This is a genomic window from Mesorhizobium sp. 10J20-29 (assembly GCF_054130485.1).
The window spans coordinates 1,429,908-1,446,291 of the sequence record NZ_CP199156.1 but is presented as its reverse complement, the minus strand read 5'-3'; the positions used below and the strand labels follow the sequence as shown (position 1 = coordinate 1,446,291).

Genomic DNA, 16,384 nt, shown 5'->3' with positions numbered 1-16,384 from the left:
CGGTGGCGCGGTTGGACATTGTCATCCACACACCCGGGCCCTGGCCGAGGCATGTGCGTGAAACTCGTTGCTCCCTGCGGCAGGGCAAGAACGTCGGCGGGCGCCAGGAAAGCGCCACGTATTTGCTTAGAGAGGTGCGGACCTAGTGCCCGCTTCCCGACTGCATGCAATGGCCAGACGGCGTTTGCCGGGCGTGGCAGCGATGAATGCTGGCCGAAGGCCGGAAGAGGCCAACGATCGGGCTTCTTCGGAGGCGAACGGGCGAGGCCATGTCGGAGGGCGGCAGGCCTTCCTCACCCTGAAGGGGGCGAGGAAAGGCGCTCCGTTTGTCGGCTGTCAGGCAGCCTGCTTCTTCGGCTGGATCAGGCCGCGCTCGATCAGGAGTTCGGCGATCTGGATGGCGTTGAGGGCGGCACCCTTGCGCAGATTGTCGGAGACGATCCACATGGCGAGCCCGTTCTCGACGGTCGAATCTTCGCGGATGCGCGAGATGAAGGTCGCATCCTCGCCGGCCGATTCGAGCGGGGTGATGTAGCCACCGTCCTCGCGCTTGTCGATGACCTGGCAGCCCGGCGCCTCGCGCAGGATGTCGCGCGCCTCGTCGGCCGTGATCGGCGTCTCGAACTCGATGTTGACCGCTTCCGAATGGCCGATGAAGACCGGCACGCGCACGCAGGTCGCTGTCAGCTTGATCTTCGGGTCGATCATCTTCTTGGTCTCGGCGACCATCTTCCACTCTTCCTTGGTGAAGCCGTCGTCGAGGAAGACGTCGATATGCGGAATGACGTTGAAGGCGATGCGCTTGGTGAACTTCTTGTTCTCGACCGAGTCGGCGACGAAGACGGCGCGGGTCTGGGTGAACAGCTCGTCCATGCCTTCCTTGCCGGCGCCCGAGACCGACTGATAGGTCGCGACGACGACACGCTTGATCTTCGCAACGTCGTGCAGCGGCTTCAGCGCGACGACGAGCTGGGCGGTCGAGCAGTTCGGGTTGGCGATGATGTTCTTGCGGCTGAACAGCGAGATCGCGTCCGGGTTCACTTCCGGCACGATCAGCGGCACGTCCTGGTCGTAGCGGAAGGCCGAGGAATTATCGATGACGACGCAGCCCTGCTTGCCGATCTTGGGCGACCACTGCTTCGACACTTCACCGCCTGCCGACATGATGCAGATGTCGGTGTCGGAAAAATCGTACTGGTCGAGGGTTTTGACCTTCAGCGTGCGGTCGCCATAGGACACTTCCGTGCCCTGGCTGCGCCGCGAGGCGAGCGCCACGACCTCGTCGGCGGGGAAGCCGCGTTCCTCGAGGATGTTGAGCATTTCCCGGCCGACATTGCCCGTGGCGCCGACGACTGCAACCTTGAAACCCATGAAACTCTCCTGTCCCTCTCCGCTGCTTCGTTGGAAACCCGCCGGCCGGCGCGGGCCTCGCTCCCGAGGCCAGACCCGGGAGGGGCGGTGAGGCCAAGGGAGATCAGACCGTTTTGGCGGTCGTTTTGGCCGTGGCAGTTTTCGTCAGCCGGACTGCACGCGCACCGAACCCCCCGGCGGAACCGCCGTGGAAGTCGAGTGAAAGGAAAGCCATCAACAGGCCGCGCATGGTGATCTCCGGAAACGGCCAGCTTCTAGCGCCAATTTCCACGGAATGTCAATTCGGCGGTGCGCGGTATGGCTTGCGGGCAAGCGCGTGCAGACGGCGGTCGGCGGCGTTGCTCCAGTTGCTCAGGCGCCTGCGATGACGCCGGCCAAGCAGGTGGAAGGATTGCCGGCGGTGCGGCATGCCCGTCTCTGGCAGGTTGAAGACCAGACCGGCCTTGCCGAAGCGGATTGCCGTGAAATAGGCGAACCAGCCGCCGAGCAGCAGGCCGGCGACAACGTCGCTCGGGTAATGTGCGCCAACCACCGAGCGGCTGAAGCCGAAGTAGAGCGCGACAATGATCGCCAGGAGCCGCAGGCGCGGGAAGAGGACGGCGACGCAAAAGCAGACGGCTCCCACCGTGGTGGCGTGTCCGGAGGGAAAGCCGGCATAGCTGGCGTCGAAGGCCCAGCTGTCGAAATAGAAGGTGCCGTGCTCGGCGAAATGCATGGGCCGCGCGCGGCCGATGGCCTGTTTCAGGAACGTCACGATGAGACCGGAGCCGCCGATGGCGACGAAAGCGTACCAGGCGGCTGCCGTCCTGTTGAACAGCAGCAGCCGGGCGCGGCGCGGATAGCGCCGCCAGTCGACGAAGGCTGTCCAGATCAGGAAGACGGCGAGCGGAACCAGGTACCAGCCGGACTTGCCGTAGTCGGTGATCGCCCGTCCGAAGCGGGTGACGAGGCTCGAATTGTCGACGATATGGGCGCCGAAGACAGGGTCGAAATAGGCTGCGGCGAGGATGATGAGCGCGATGCTGACGACGGCAAAGCGCCGCCATGGCACGTGGTGATGCCGCAACGCCGTACGCACACGCAGCCGCCGCAGCGCGAAGCCGAAGGCGGACGTGGTGTTGGCGACGGCAAGACGCGCCTTGGCGGAGGCGGTTTCCCGCCAGCGCGCCATGCGATCACCTGCCTTGTGGGAAGAACTCATGCGAGCCAATCACCTGCCCTGCCTGTGCGCCGGCCGATGCAGCCGGCGGCACCCATGCATAGCGCCATGCAGGTCCGGAGCACAGTCCCGGCGTCAGGCCGACCGGGCCAGGAACTCTTCGCGGATCGCCTTGCCCATCTCGACGGTACCGACCTCGGTCATGCCCGCCGACATGATGTCCTTGGTTCGCAAACCCTCGTCGAGCACGGAGGCGATTGCCGCCTCCAGGCGGTCGGCCTCGGCCACCATGTTGAAGGAATAGCGCAGGCACATGGCGAAGGAGGCGATCATGGCGATCGGGTTGGCGATGCCCTGGCCGGCAATGTCGGGCGCGGAGCCATGCACCGGCTCGTAGAGCGCCTTGCGCTTGGCGGTCCGCGCATCCGGTGCGCCGAGCGAAGCCGAGGGCAGCATGCCGATCGAGCCGGTCAGCATGGCTGCGATATCGGAGAGCATGTCGCCGAACAGGTTGTCGGTTACGATGACGTCGAACTGCTTGGGCCAGCGCACCAGCTGCATGCCGCCGGCGTCGGCCAGCATGTGGTCGAGCTTGACGTCGGGGTATTTCGCCTTGTGGGTGGCGGTGACGACCTCGTTCCACAGCACGCCCGACTTCATGACGTTGCGCTTTTCCATCGAGGTCACGTGGTTCTTGCGGGTGCGCGCCAGTTCGAAGGCGACGCCCGAAATCCGCTCGATCTCGAACGTGTCGTAGACCTGTGTGTCGATGCCGCGCTTCTGGCCGTTGCCGAGGTCGATGATTTCCTTCGGCTCGCCGAAATAGACGCCGCCGGTGAGCTCGCGCACGATGAGGATGTCGAGACCCTCGACCACGTCCTGCTTGAGCGAGGACGAGGCGGCGAGCGCCGGGTAGCAGATCGCGGGGCGCAGATTGGCGAAGAGTTCGAGATCCTTTCGCAGCCTGAGCAGGCCGGCCTCGGGGCGCACCTCGTAGGGCACGGCATCCCACTTCGGTCCGCCGACAGCGCCGAACAGCACCGCGTCGGCGGACATCGCCTTGTCCATGTCGGCGTCGGAAATGGCCTGGCCATGCGCGTCGTAGGCGCAGCCGCCGACCAGACCCTCTTCGGTGACGAACCCGCTGCCCAGCTGGTCGTTCATGGCCCCGATCAGCTTCTTGACCTCGGCCATGGATTCCGGGCCGATGCCGTCGCCGGCGAGGAGAAGGAGGTTTTTCGATGCCATGATGCTGTCCCTGGGAAAGTCGTGAGGTGCGGCTTTGCTAAACGCCGGACCGCCAATGCGCAAGGCTCTGCCGCATCAGGAACGCCTGAGCGCCGTGACCTCGATCTCGATCTTCATCTCCGGCTTGATCAGCTCGCAGACGACCATGGTGGCAGCCGGCCTGATCTCGCCCAGCGCCTCGCCAAGGATCGGGAACACCAAGTCGGCATAGGCCGGGTCGGTGATGTAATAATGCGCCCGCACCACATCGGCCAGCTCGAAACCGGCATCCGAGAGCGCCTTGCCGATGGTCTTCAGGCAATTGCGCGTCTGGTCCTCGACGCCGTCGGGCATGGTCATGGCGCTATAGTCGTAGCCGGTGGTTCCGGCAACGAAGCACCAGTCGCCCTGCACGACGGCGCGGCTGTAGCCGGCCGTCCGCTCGAAAGGCGAGCCGGTGGAGATCAGCTTGCGCATGGCGGCGAGCCTCAGGCCCAGGGCCGCCTGTCGGCGAGCTTGTCCTCGTAGCTGGCGATGGCCGGGGCCTTCTCCATGGTCAGGGCGATGTCGTCCAGACCGTTGAGCAGGCAGTGGCGCTTGAAGTCGTCGATGTCGAACTTGACCGAGCCGCCGTCGGGCCCGCGGATTTCCTGGGTCTCGAGATCGACGGTGAGCGTGGCGTTGGAACCGCGCGAGGCGTCGTCCATCAGCTTTTCAAGGTCCTCAGGGCTGACGGTGACCGGCAGGATGCCGTTCTTGAAGCAGTTGTTGTAGAAAATGTCGGCGAAGCTGGTCGAGATGACACAGCGGATGCCGAAATCAAGCAGCGCCCACGGGGCATGCTCGCGGCTCGAGCCGCAACCGAAATTGTCGCCCGCGACGAGGATCTGGGCGTTGCGGTAGGCCGGCTTGTTGAGCACGAAGTCGGGGTTTTCCGAGCCGTCGTCATTGAAGCGCATCTCGGCGAAAAGCCCGACGCTCAAGCCGGTACGCTTGATGGTCTTCAGGTAGTCCTTGGGGATGATCATGTCGGTGTCGACATTGACGATCGGCAAGGGGGCGGCAACGCCGGTGAGCTTCGTGAATTTGTCCATGACTTGGCCCTCGTCTTCTCGGCACTGATTTGTGGATGCTGCTTTACACAATGCGGGGCTGAAATCAAAGAGACCGGCACGCCGGGGCAGCGTCAGATGACGTTCAGCTCGCGGAACGGGCGGTCGGCGGCGATCCGCTCATAGCCGAAGGGCGAACAGTCGACCGTGCGGTATGCGCCATGCACGAGCAGTTCGGCGAGCGCATTGCCGACCGCCGGCGCCTGCTGCAGGCCGTGGCCCGAAAAGCCGTTGGCGAAGATGAAGTTCGACACCTCGGGATGCGGTCCGATGACGGCGTTCTGGTCGAGCACGTTGTAGTCGTAGTGGCCGGCCCAGGCGCGCGTCGCCTTGATCGCCTCGAAGGCGGGGACGCGGGTCGCCAGAAGCGGCCAGATGATCTCCTCGAACTGGGGCCAGTCTGGCTCGAAATCCTGCGGATCGGCCGGACCGTCGGTCTCGTCCGGGTCGGCGCCGCCTGTAATGTAGACCGACCCTTCCGGCCGGACATAGATGCCGCTGGGGTCGACGATCAGCGGCATGTCGGCGAACTTGTCGCGCGCCTCGAAGACGAAGACCGACCGCTTGCGTGGCTCGACGGGCAGCGCGATGCCGGCCATCGCCGAGACGCGTCCGGCATTCGGTCCCGCCGCATTGACGACCGTACCGGCCTCCAGCGTGTCGCCATTGTCGAGCGTGACGGAGGTGACGCGCTTGCCTTCGCGGCCAATGCCGGTGACCGAGGCTCCGATCAGGTCGACGGCTCTGGTCTTCAGCGCCTTGCGGAACAGCGAGAGCATGGCATGGGCGTCGAACCAGCCCTCGCCGCTGCGGCCGTAGGCGCCGGCGGCGATGCCTTCCGTCGACAGCCATGCAAAGCGCTTCTGCAGGGCTGGGGCATCCTCGAGGAGAATGTCGGCGCCGAGTTCCTGCTGGACGCGGTGATTGGCCTCGAGAATCGGCACGCCGCTGTCGCTGGCGAGGATGAGGTAGCCCTTTTCGTGAAAGCCGATGTCGGCCTCCGCGCCGAACTCTTCTTTCAAGCGGCGGAACAGGTTCAGCGTGAACTGCGACAGGCGGATGTTTTCCGGCACCGAGAATTGCTGGCGGATCGAGGCGCAGGACAGAGTGGTCGCCGCATGGGTGAAATGCGGGTCGCGCTCGACCAGCGCGATCGAGCCGGAAAAGCCGTGCTCGCGCAGATAGTAGGCGACCGAACTGCCGACGATTGCCCCGCCGATGATGACGACATCATATCGCGCCATGTCTTTCCGTTCCTCAGCTGTCACGATTGCGCAGATGACAGGTTCGCCATTGCGCGGCAAGGGCTTGCAAGGGCCAGCACCGCCGGGCAAGAAGACCAGATGAACCATGCCACGCGCCCGCGCCGCTCGGTGCTCTTCGTGCCCGCCTCCAATGAGAGGGCGATCGCCAAGCTGGCGTCGCTCGAATGCGATGCGGTGATCTTCGACCTGGAGGACGCGGTGGTGCCCGAGGCGAAGGCCGATGCGCGCGAGAACCTGCGTGGCTTTTTCGCCGCGCGCGGCGAGGGCGGGCCGGAATGCGTCATCCGCATCAACCCGCTCGCCAGCGAATGGGGCACGGAAGACCTGCTCGCGGCGCGCGCCTGCAAGCCCGATGCGGTCCTGTTGCCGAAGGTGAACTCGCCGCGCGACGTGCACGACATCGATGACATGCTGGACGAGACCGACGCGCCGGCCTCGATGCGGCTTTGGATCATGATCGAGACGGCCAAGGCGATGCTCAACATCGGCCCATTGGCGGAATTCGGCCGCGACGGCGCTGCGCGCCTGGATTGTTTCGTTGCCGGTACGAATGACCTTGTGAAAGAAACCGGGATCCTTTCGACGCCCGACCGGCGCTACCTGGCGCCATGGCTGATGCAGATGGTGCTGGCCGCGCGGGCGGGCGGACTCGACGTTCTGGACGGGGTCAGCAATGATTTTCGCGATCTCGACCGGTTCGCGGGCGAATGCGCGGACGGCGCGGCGATGGGGTTCGACGGCAAGACGCTGATCCACCCGGCTCAGATCGATCCGGCCAACCGCGCCTTTTCGCCATCGGAGGCGGTACTGGCCGAGGCCAAGGCGATCGTGGCGGCCTTCGCGCTGCCCGAGAATGCGCGGAAGGGCGTGATCGCGCGGGACGGCCTGATGATCGAGCGGCTGCATCTCGCGCAGGCGGAACGGCTGCTCGCCCGGGCCGGAAGGGCGGTACGGAAAGGGTGAGGCGATGAAACTCTACCGGTTTCTCAGCGGGCCAGACGATGCGAGCTTTTGCCACAAGGTCACGGCGGCGCTGAACAACGGATGGCATCTGTTCGGGTCGCCGACCTACGCTTTCGATGCGGAGTCCAAGACGATGCGCTGCGGCCAGGCCGTGGTGAAGGACGTCGAAGGCATCGATTACGACCCCGGCATTAAGCTCGGCGACTATTGATCGGCGTCTTCCTCGATCTGTTCCATGTCGTCGTCCGACAGGCCGAAATGATGACCGATCTCGTGGATCAGCACGTGGTTGATGATCGAGCCCAGCGTTTCCTCGTTTTCGGCCCAATAGTCGAGAATGGCGCGGCGGTAGAGGGTGACCCGGTTGGGGCCCTCGCCGGTCTGCGGGTTCCAGCGCTCGGCGATGCCGCGGCCCTCGAACAGGCCAAGCAGGTCGAACGGGGTTTCCAGCGACAGGTCGTCCATGATCTCGTCGGTCGGAAACTCGGCGATCTGGATGATGATCTCGCCTGTCAGGGTGCGGAATTTCTCGGGCAGGTGGGCATAGGTCTCAAGCGCCAGCAGCTCCATCTCTTCCATCGAGGGCGATAATTGGTCTTGCCATGCGCGTGTCTGGTAGATGCGGGCCATCGTTTTTCCTTTCGACGCATATAGCCGTTGTGGCCCCGGGTTTCGAGGCCCTTGCGACAAGCGGGGCAATCAGGTCGGCCTGCAGCTCCGGCAAAAGGAATAAATTCTCCTTGCGAGTCGCTTGACTCTTCCGGGTCCCTCTGGAATCTATAAGAACATAACAGGAACAATTGCCGGAAAGCAGGACCGTCATGGCGACCAACGCCGCGACGCAGGGAACCGTTTTTGCCTTGCGTCGACAGATTGCGAAGATAGAGGGCCGGCTTGCCGAGCGCCTTGAAGAGCGCAGCGGCGAGGCCGCGGCCGAGTCCGACATCGTGCTCAGGCAGCACGGCATCGCCGTGCCGGCCGGCGGGTTGCTGCCGACCGGCGTCGAGGATCTGGACCGGGCGCTGGGCGGCGGGCTGCCCAAGGCCGCGCTGACCGAGATCCACGGGACCCAGACGCGCGATGCCGGGGCCGCGGCCGGGTTCGCGCTGGCGCTGATCAGCATGGCGCTGAAGCAGCGGGCCGACAGGGCGCCGCTCTTATGGATCGGCACGGCGGAGATCTTTCGCGAGGCGGCCCTTCCCTATGCGGCCGGGCTGCAGGCCCGCTTCGGCATCGCGCCGGAGGACATGCTGCTGTCGGAGGCGCCGAAGCTCGCCGATGCGCTGTGGATCGCCGAGGAGGCGGCGCGGCTGACGACGCTTTCTGCGGTGCTGCTGGAACTGCGCGGCAACCCGCAGGCGCTCGACCTGACGGCAACGCGCCGGCTGCACCGCCGGGCACAGGCGGGCGGGCGGCCGGTCTTCCTGCTGCGCCAGTCCGCACATGCCGAGCCGACCGCAGCGCCGGTCCGGCTGATCGTCTCGCCAGCGCCGGCCGGCCTGCGCCAGACGGCAGGAGGGGCGCTCGCCCGCTCGATCGGTCCGCCGGGTTTTTCGGTCACCATTGGCAAGAGCCGGACGGCTCTGCCCGGGCAGTTCATAGCGGAATGGAACTTCGATGCACGCTCCCTCCAGCAAAGGCGGCCAGACCGCCCCTCGGCAGAGAATCCTCTCGCTGTGGTTTCCCTATCTCAGCGTCGAGAGGGTCATGCGGCAGCGGCTGGGACGGTCGTGGCGCTCCAGCCGGCCGGCGACGATGCCGCCGCTCGTCATCAGTCACCGCGAGAACAATACGCAACGCATCGCCGCGCTGGACGAGCAGGCTGAGCGCATCCGCCTGAAGCCCGGCATGGGCATTGCCGACGCACGCGCCATGCATCCCGGCATCGACATCGTCGAGGCCGATCCGCAGGCCGACCGGCAGTTGCTCGAAAGTCTGGCCGACTGGTGCGACCGCTACACGCCGCTGGTGGCGCTCGACGGCAAGGCAGGGCTGTTCCTCGACATCACCGGCTGCGTGCACCTGTTCGGCGGCGAGAAACGCCTGCTCGACGACATGTTGGCGCGTTTCTTCCACCAGGGTTTCGAGGTGCGCGCCGGGCTTGCCTCGACGGCCGGCGCGGCCTGGGCGGCGGCGCGCTTCTCCGGCTCGCTGATCGTCGAGCCGGGACAGGAGGCGGGACTGATCGGGCCGTTGCCGCTGTCGGCGCTGCGGCTGGAGCCGGCGACCTGCGCCAGCCTGGAAAGTGTCGGCCTGCGCACGGCCGGCGCGGTGATGGCGGCGCCGCGCGCGCCCCTGTCGCGGCGCTTCGGCAAGCTGCTTCTCATGCGCCTCGACCAGGCGCTTGGCCGGCTCGAGGAGGCGCTGTCGCCGCGCCTGCCGGTGGCGCCGCTGTCGGTCGAGCGGCAACTCGCCGAGCCGGTGTCGAGCACAGCCGACATCGAGAGCCTGGTCGCTCTCCTGGCGGCGACGCTGAAGGACAGTCTCGAACGGCGCGAGGAGGGTGCCCGGATGCTGCAGCTGCAGCTGTTCAGGGTCGACGGCGCGGTCAGCCGCATCGCGGTCGGTACCTCGCGGCCGCTGCGCGAGCCGCGCCTCGTGCAGAAACTGTTCCACGAAAGGCTGGCGGCGCTCGAAAGCGACATCGACGCCGGCTACGGCTTCGACCTGGTGCGCCTGTCGGTGCTGGCGGCGGCGCGCTTCGAGATGGACCAGGGCGACCTCGCCGGCGGAACGCTCGACCGCGGCGAGGACATCGCGCTGCTTGCCGACCGCATCGGCGCGCGCCTCGGCAAGCAGGCGATATTGCGGCCGGTCGCCGTGCAGAGCCACCTGCCCGAGCGTGCCGTTGCCCTCTTGCCTTTCGCCGAAGCCGGCAATCCGGCCGCGGGCCTGCCGGCCCTGATGGCGGAACGGCCGATCCGGCTGTTTCGCCATCCCGAGCCGCTCGACGTGCCGGCAACCGAGGTGCCCGAGGGGCCACCGCTGCATTTCCGCTGGCGGCGCGCGCTCTACAGGGTGGCGCGGGCGGAGGGGCCGGAGCGCATCGCCCCGGAATGGTGGCGCGAGGGTGCCGATGCGCCGGTACGCGACTATTTCCGCGTCGAGGATGCCGACGGGCGGCGCTACTGGCTCTACCGGCAGGGTCTTTACGGCGCCACGCAGAAATCGGTGCCGCGCTGGTTCATGCACGGTCTCTTTGCATGAACGCGATGACACCCCCGCCCTATGCCGAGCTCGGCATGCAGTCGAATTTCTCCTTCCTGCGCGGCGCGTCGCGGCCGGAGGAGCTGGTGGTGGCGGCACGGCTGCTCGGCTATTCGTCGATCGGGCTTGCCGACCGCAACAGCGTGGCGGGCGTGGTGCGGGCCTGGCAGCAGGCCAAGGTGGAAGGGCTCGCCTATCATCCAGGCTGCCGTCTGGTGTTCTGCGACGGCACGCCGGACGTGCTCGCCTATCCGCGCGATCGCAAGGGCTGGGGGCATCTCTGCCGCATGCTCAGCCAGGCCAATCTGCGCGACGAGAGCGAGAAGGGCGCGGCGCGCCTCTATCTCGAGGATCTCGTCGAATGGGGCGACCACCTGTCGCTCGCCGTGTTCGCGGATGTCGGTCCGGGCGCTGCCGATCCGCGCGGCCTGCTGGCCCGGCTGAAGCAGCGTTTCGGCGAGGCGCTGCGGCTGGCCGTGGCGCCCGATTATGGCGGCGACGACCGCTTCAGGATCGAGCAGGCAGCCGCCCTGGCCAGCGCCGCCGGGGTGCCGCTGATGGCCAGCAACGACGTCCTCTACCACACGGGGGAAAGACGGGCGCTGCAGGACGTGCTGACGGCGATCCGGCTCAACGTGCCGGTCGCCGAGGCCGGGCTGGAGCTCAGGGCCAATGCCGAGCGCCACCTCAAGCCGGCGCAGGAGATGGCGCGACTCTTCCGCCATCACCCCGAGGCGCTGGCCGAGACGCTGCGGTTTTCCGGCGAGCTCGGTTTCTCGCTCAGCGACCTGGAGTACAATTACACGGACGAGCCGACGGAATCGGGGCTCGAGCCGCAGGCCGAGCTGGAAAGGCTGACCTGGGAGGGGTCGCGCCAGCGATATCCCGACGGGGTGTCCGACAAGGTCGCCGGCATCATCCGGCACGAACTCGCAACCGTGCAGCAGCTGAACTATGCCCGCTATTTCCTGACCGTGCGCGACATCGTCAAGTTCGCCCGGTCGCAGGGCATTCTCTGCCAGGGGCGCGGCTCGGCGGCCAATTCCGTCATCTGCTACTGCCTCGGCATCACCGATGTCGGCCCGGAGATCATCGACGTGCTGTTTGAGCGCTTCATCTCCGCCGAGCGCAACGAACCGCCCGACATCGACGTCGATTTCGAGCATGAGCGGCGCGACGAGGTGATCGCCTATATCTACGAGCGGTACAGCCAGAAGCGCACCGCGCTCGCGGCCTCCGTGGTCACCTATCGCGGCCGCTCGGCGCTGCGCGAGGTCGCCAAGGCGCTCGGCCTGTCGGACGACGTGCGCGACGCGCTGGCCGGCTCGGTGTGGGGCTGGGGGCCTTCCGCGGTCGGCGACGAGGAGGCCAGGGCCGGCGGGCTGGACCGGACCGACCCGCTGTCGGGCCATGTCATCGCGCTCGCCAACGAGATCATGGGCTTTCCGCGCCACCTGTCGCAGCATGTCGGGGGCTTCGTCATCACCCGGGACCGGCTCGACGAGATCGTGCCGATCGTCAAGACGGCGATGGACGAACGCAAGATGGTCGAGTGGGACAAGGACGATCTCGACGCGGTTAAGATCCTCAAGGTCGACATCCTGGCGCTCGGCATGCTGACCTGCCTGAACCGCGCTTTCGTGCTGCTCGGCAAGCATTACGACGTGCGCGACCGGTACGGGCGCCGTCTGGAACTGGCGACGATCCCGCCGGAGGATCCCCGCGTCTACGACATGATCTGCCGCGCCGACACGCTCGGCGTCTTCCAGATCGAGTCGCGGGCCCAGATGTCGATGCTGCCGCGGCTGAAACCGCGCGAATTCTACGATCTCGTCATCGAGGTGGCGATTGTCAGGCCAGGCCCCATCCAGGGCGACATGGTGCATCCCTACCTGCGACGGCGGCAGGGGAAGGAGAAGGCCGAATATCCCAAGCCCGAATTACGGGAAATTCTCGGCAAGACGCTCGGCGTGCCGCTGTTCCAGGAGCAGGCGATGAAGATCGCCATCGTCGCCGGCGGATTCAAGCCGGGCGTCGCCGACGAGTTGCGGCGCGCCATGGCGACCTTCAAGCGCACCGGCACGATCGGCAACTACCGCCAGAAGATGATCGACGGCATGCTGGCCAATGGCTACGACAAGGAATTCGCCGAGCGCTGCTTCAAGCAGATCGAGGGGTTCGGCGAATACGGCTTTCCCGAAAGCCATGCGGCCTCCTTCGCGCTGCTGGTCTATGCTTCCTGCTGGTTCAAGACCTTCTATCCGGACGTCTTCTGCGCTGCGATCCTCAACGCGCAGCCGATGGGCTTCTATGCCCCGGCGCAGCTTGTGCGCGATGCACGCGAGCATGGCGTGGAAGTGCGCGCGGCGGACATCAACCACTCCGGCTGGGACTGCGCGCTAGAGCCGGCGCCCTTCGAGGCGGCGCGCATCCACCACCGCCATGGCGAGATGCGCGGCGTCATCCGGACGCGGCATGCGGTGCGGCTCGGCCTGCGGCAGATCAAGGGGCTGTCGTCGAAGCGAATCGAGCAGCTGGTGGCGTGCCGCGGCGACGGCTACCATTCGGTGCGCGACCTCTGGCTGCGCTCTGGCCTCAATGTCGACGAGATCGAGAAGCTGGCGGAGGCCGATGCCTTCCGCTCGATCGGTCTCGACCGGCGCGCCGCGCTATGGGCCGTGCGCGCGCTGGACGGGCGGAGCGCGGCCGAAAAGCTGCCGCTGTTCGACCGGCCGGACCTTCGCCTGCGCGATAACGAGCCGGAGACGCTGCTGCCCGTGATGCCGCCCGGCCAGCATGTCGTGCACGACTACCAGACGCTCGGCCTGTCGCTGAAGGCGCATCCGGTCTCCTTCCTGCGGGAGCGGCTCGATCGCGCGGGCATCACGCCGAACGCACGGCTGGCTACCGTGCCCGGCGGCAGGCGTGTGTCGGTCGCCGGCCTGGTGCTGGTGCGGCAGCGGCCCGGCAAGGGCAATGCCATCTTCCTGACCCTGGAGGACGAGGGCGCGGTCGCCAACATCATCGTCTGGGCGCGCAATTTCGAAAAATTCCGGGCGGTCGTGATGGGCGCGAAGTTCATCCGGGTGACCGGCAAGCTGCAGTCGGAATCGGGTGTGGTGCATATCGTGGCCGAGAAGGCGGAGAACCTGACGCCCTGGCTGTCGGCACTGCTGGAAGAAAGAACGCCATCCGCGGCAGTGCCTGCCGGCATTCATGGGGAGAGCCGGGCCTCGCCCGAAGGGCGGGCGGCATCGTTTGCCCCAGCCGGTCTGGGAAATGCCGAAACACTGGCGGTCAAGGCCGGCAAAGTCATGCCGAAGGGGAGGAATTTCCAGTAATGCATCAGGCCCGGCCGGCCAGGCCGTCAGCGCGGCTTTCTGGGCGCCCTTGCGGCGGGGGCATCGATCTCCACCGGCCGCGCCTCGGAGGGCAGCATGACCGGGATGCCGTCGCGCACGGGGTAGGCCAGCCGGGCGAGCCGCGAGATGAGTTCGCTCTTCTCGGCATCCCAGACCAGCGGTCCCTTGGTCAGGGGGCAGGCGAGGAGTTCGAGCAGCTTGACGTCGATTTCCTTGTCGCGGCCCCTCTCGGTCATGACGTCACTCCGCTTACTGAAGGCTCGACCCGAAATCGTCATTGTCGCGGGCGAGCGTCATCTCGGTCAGCGCGATCAGCGTCTCGGCCCGCGTCTTGAGATCGGGAGCCTCCAGCAACGCCTGCTTCTCGGCCGGGCCATAGGGTGCCATCATCGACAGCGCATTGACCAGCATGGCGTTCTCGGCCCGGCTGACGCTCTCCCAGTCGGCCTCGAGCCCGTTCGCTTCAAGATAGGAGCGGAAGGTCGCAAGAAGTGCGGGACGATCGACCTCGTCGCCGGTCTGGTCCTCGTCAAGGTCACCGACGAAGCACGTCACCTTGCATTGCCGGTAAGGTGTCTTCACGGGCAATTCCTTGACCACGCGGAAGCGGCATACGCCCTGCAGCGAAATCAGGTAGCGCCCGTCGCCTGACTCGGCGAGCGAGGTGATGCGGCCCAGGCAGCCGACACTGCAGATCTCCGGCTCGTCATCCGCGCGCAAAGCACCATCGAAAGAGGGCTGGATCATGCCAATGAGTCGGGAGCCAGAGATCGCCTCGTCGATCATCTGCAGGTAACGAGGTTCGAATATGTTGAGCGGAAGCCGCCCGCCCGGCAGCAGCAGAGCGCCCGTCAGCGGAAACACCGGCACCGCTGAAGGCAGATCGGATTCCCGCCGGTAGTTGAAATTTCCCGCCTGCACCTGTTCCTCCGTCTGCCGCTCGGCACTATCTGGCGCATCGCGCCGCCGTTGCAAGGCCCATGGCGCGGCGGCCTACGAGAAGAGCAGCGAGGAGAGCCTCCGGCGCGAGGACAGGGTGACCTCGTCCGTCGGCCCCCAGGCCTCGAACAGCTTGATCAGCTGGGCGCGCGCGCCATCGTCGTTCCAGGCGCGGTCGGTCGAGACGATCGCCAGCAGGTTGTCGGCAGCTTCCTGGCGCCTGCCCTGCGCGTTCTGGATCATCGCAAGGTCGAAACGCGCCTGATGGTCCTTGGGGTTCTCGGCCAGCCGACGCTCGAACTCGCCCGGGTCGCCGAGCTCTGCAGCCTGCTTCGCCAGCGCCATCTTGGTGCGCACGGCGACGATGGCGGGGGCCTCCTTCTGGTCGTCAGGACAGCTGGCAAGCAGTTCCTCGGCTCCCGTTGTCTCACCGGCCTCGAAGAGCAGGTCAGCCAGGCCTGCAATGGCCTCGACATTGTCGGGAGCCTGCTGCAGCACGGCCTCGTAAATGCCGGCCGCCGTCTGGGCGTCGCCGGCCTCGCGCGCCTGTGCAGCGGCCGCCAGCGCTTCGGCGACCTGCGACCCGCCGTCGTCCTTGCCGACCAGCTTGGTGATGAATTCGGTGATCTGGCTCTCCGGAACGGCGCCCATGAAGCCGTCCGCCGGCTGACCGTCCTTGAAGGCGATGACCGCGGGAATGGACTGGATGCCGAGCTGGCCGGCAATCGCAGGATGGTCATCGATGTTCATCTTGACCAACTTGACGCGGCCGCGCGCACCCGCCACGGCGCGCTCGAGCGCCGGCTGCAGCTGCTTGCAGGGGCCGCACCAGGGCGCCCAGAAGTCGACGAGGACCGGCTGCTTGCGCGATTCCTGGATGACGTCGGCGGGAAAGCTCGCCGTCGTCACGTCCTTGATGACCGGTGCCTCGGCGGCGCCGTTGGTCAACGGGGCTTCGGAGGCGCCAAAGCTGACATTCTGGGCATATTGTCCGCCCATGCCGCCGAACGGATTGTCGTTGTCGCTCATTATTTCCCTTCCGTGCCCGGCGAGGCTGTTTCCAAGCCGGCAGTCTAGCGCAATTCGAGACCTGCTGGCCACATGTGGCGATCAGCGCGATACTTTCAAGATAAGCGGTTCGCGGCCCGTCGCCCGCACGAAGCGCAGCAGGTCTGCAGCCGCAATCGAGGTCGTCGCCTCGTTGGTCAGCGGATGGGCGTTGATGACGGCGTGCCGCATCAGGGCCTCGTCAATGACGAAGCGAACCGTCGCGGAGGGATCGTTGAGCAGGCCAAAGGGGGTTACCGCCCCCGGCGTGACGCCAAGATGCTGCAGGAGCGCCTCCGGCTTGCCGAAGGAAACGCGGCTGGCCGCCCCGATCAGCTGATGGATCTGCTTGAGGTCGATTTCTGCGTCTTCCTCTGCGGTGACAAGGAAAAAATTGTCCTTCTTGTCCTTGAGGAAGAGGTTCTTGGTGTGGCCACCGCTGATTTCGCCGCGCAGCGCCTGCGAGTCGGCGACGGTGAAGAGCGGCGGATGCGATACCGTCGAGACGGCGATGCCGAGCTCGTCTAGAAATGCAAACAGATCGGCAGGTGACTTGGGCATGAAGGGTCCGGAATTGACTGTCGGTCATTCAGCTTTAGAGGAAAATGCCGGCGCGAAACAAGGCACAAGGCCGCCGGACGCGGGCATTGGCCCAGCCGGCGCAAGCGGTTAGGCGGCTTCGGTCGACAGGCTGCGATTTGCCTGTTGCATTCGCCCGACTCTTCGGCCATA

16 protein-coding genes are annotated in these 16,384 nt (G+C 66.3%); 5 read left to right on the top strand and 11 right to left on the bottom strand.

Annotated elements, in window-relative coordinates; genetic code table 11:
• Window positions 1-336: 336 nt before the first annotated feature.
• The 6 genes from ACT2BZ_RS06945 to ACT2BZ_RS06920 form a co-directional block, all read right to left on the bottom strand.
• Window positions 337-1,371 carry an aspartate-semialdehyde dehydrogenase gene (locus ACT2BZ_RS06945; RefSeq protein ID WP_457940115.1) on the bottom strand — a complete coding sequence of 345 codons (1,035 nt, stop codon included), beginning with the start codon at window positions 1,369-1,371 and terminating at the stop codon, window positions 337-339.
• A gap of 277 nt (window positions 1,372-1,648) precedes the next feature.
• Window positions 1,649-2,572 carry a phosphatase PAP2 family protein gene (locus tag ACT2BZ_RS06940; RefSeq protein WP_457940114.1) on the bottom strand — a complete coding sequence of 308 codons (924 nt, stop codon included), beginning with the start codon at window positions 2,570-2,572 and terminating at the stop codon, window positions 1,649-1,651.
• 93 nt (window positions 2,573-2,665) lie between these two features.
• Window positions 2,666-3,778 (bottom strand): 3-isopropylmalate dehydrogenase, encoded by a 1,113-nt coding sequence (gene leuB / locus ACT2BZ_RS06935; protein WP_457940113.1) that lies wholly within the window; start codon window positions 3,776-3,778, stop codon window positions 2,666-2,668.
• A gap of 75 nt (window positions 3,779-3,853) precedes the next feature.
• Window positions 3,854-4,234, bottom strand: a complete 381-nt coding sequence (locus ACT2BZ_RS06930; RefSeq protein ID WP_457940111.1) for a RidA family protein — start codon at window positions 4,232-4,234, stop codon at window positions 3,854-3,856.
• Between the two features lie 11 nt (window positions 4,235-4,245).
• Complete coding sequence (gene leuD, locus ACT2BZ_RS06925) at window positions 4,246-4,851, bottom strand: 3-isopropylmalate dehydratase small subunit (protein ID WP_457940110.1); 606 nt, start codon at window positions 4,849-4,851, stop codon at window positions 4,246-4,248.
• Window positions 4,852-4,943: 92 nt separating this feature from the next.
• Window positions 4,944-6,113 (bottom strand): NAD(P)/FAD-dependent oxidoreductase, encoded by a 1,170-nt coding sequence (locus tag ACT2BZ_RS06920; RefSeq protein ID WP_457940109.1) that lies wholly within the window; start codon window positions 6,111-6,113, stop codon window positions 4,944-4,946.
• Between the two features lie 99 nt (window positions 6,114-6,212).
• Here ACT2BZ_RS06920 and ACT2BZ_RS06915 point away from each other — a divergent pair, with 99 nt between their 5' ends.
• The gene (locus ACT2BZ_RS06915) at window positions 6,213-7,097 is read left to right on the top strand and encodes an HpcH/HpaI aldolase/citrate lyase family protein (protein ID WP_457940108.1); all 885 of its coding nucleotides are present in this window, start codon (window positions 6,213-6,215) and stop codon (window positions 7,095-7,097) included.
• A 4-nt stretch (window positions 7,098-7,101) separates the two neighbouring features.
• Window positions 7,102-7,308, top strand: coding sequence for a DUF1737 domain-containing protein (locus tag ACT2BZ_RS06910; RefSeq protein ID WP_457940107.1), 207 nt, complete (start codon window positions 7,102-7,104; stop codon window positions 7,306-7,308).
• On the opposite strand, the gene ACT2BZ_RS06905 is transcribed toward ACT2BZ_RS06910, so the two are convergent.
• Window positions 7,302-7,727 (bottom strand): metallopeptidase family protein, encoded by a 426-nt coding sequence (locus tag ACT2BZ_RS06905; RefSeq protein ID WP_457940106.1) that lies wholly within the window; start codon window positions 7,725-7,727, stop codon window positions 7,302-7,304. The two genes, ACT2BZ_RS06910 and ACT2BZ_RS06905, sit on opposite strands and share 7 nt — an antisense overlap.
• 191 nt (window positions 7,728-7,918) lie before the next feature.
• On the opposite strand from ACT2BZ_RS06905, the gene ACT2BZ_RS06900 reads away from it, so the two are divergent.
• The 3 genes from ACT2BZ_RS06900 to ACT2BZ_RS06890 are packed head-to-tail and all read left to right on the top strand — an operon-like array spanning window position 7,919 to window position 13,645.
• A complete protein-coding gene (locus ACT2BZ_RS06900; RefSeq protein ID WP_457940105.1) occupies window positions 7,919-8,923 on the top strand; it encodes an ImuA family protein in 1,005 nt (334 codons plus the stop codon).
• Window positions 8,805-10,304 (top strand): Y-family DNA polymerase, encoded by a 1,500-nt coding sequence (locus ACT2BZ_RS06895; RefSeq protein WP_457940104.1) that lies wholly within the window; start codon window positions 8,805-8,807, stop codon window positions 10,302-10,304. Before ACT2BZ_RS06900 ends, ACT2BZ_RS06895 begins: the two co-directional genes overlap by 119 nt.
• The gene (locus ACT2BZ_RS06890; RefSeq protein WP_457940103.1) at window positions 10,301-13,645 is read left to right on the top strand and encodes an error-prone DNA polymerase; all 3,345 of its coding nucleotides are present in this window, start codon (window positions 10,301-10,303) and stop codon (window positions 13,643-13,645) included. The genes ACT2BZ_RS06895 and ACT2BZ_RS06890 overlap by 4 nt, the downstream gene beginning before the upstream one ends.
• 26 nt (window positions 13,646-13,671) lie before the next feature.
• Here ACT2BZ_RS06890 and ACT2BZ_RS06885 read toward each other — a convergent pair whose 3' ends face one another.
• The 4 genes from ACT2BZ_RS06885 to ACT2BZ_RS06870 all read right to left on the bottom strand — a co-directional run bounded on the left by ACT2BZ_RS06885 (window position 13,672) and on the right by ACT2BZ_RS06870 (window position 16,213).
• Window positions 13,672-13,902, bottom strand: coding sequence for a Trm112 family protein (locus tag ACT2BZ_RS06885; RefSeq protein WP_457940102.1), 231 nt, complete (start codon window positions 13,900-13,902; stop codon window positions 13,672-13,674).
• Between the two features lie 13 nt (window positions 13,903-13,915).
• On the bottom strand, window positions 13,916-14,587 hold the full coding sequence (locus ACT2BZ_RS06880) for an LON peptidase substrate-binding domain-containing protein (protein WP_457940101.1): 672 nt from the start codon (window positions 14,585-14,587) through the stop codon (window positions 13,916-13,918).
• A gap of 72 nt (window positions 14,588-14,659) precedes the next feature.
• Window positions 14,660-15,634, bottom strand: a complete 975-nt coding sequence (trxA, locus tag ACT2BZ_RS06875) for a thioredoxin (RefSeq protein ID WP_457940100.1) — start codon at window positions 15,632-15,634, stop codon at window positions 14,660-14,662.
• An 81-nt stretch (window positions 15,635-15,715) separates the two neighbouring features.
• Window positions 15,716-16,213 carry a prolyl-tRNA synthetase associated domain-containing protein gene (locus ACT2BZ_RS06870; protein ID WP_457940099.1) on the bottom strand — a complete coding sequence of 166 codons (498 nt, stop codon included), beginning with the start codon at window positions 16,211-16,213 and terminating at the stop codon, window positions 15,716-15,718.
• Between the last annotated feature and the right edge of the window lie 171 nt (window positions 16,214-16,384).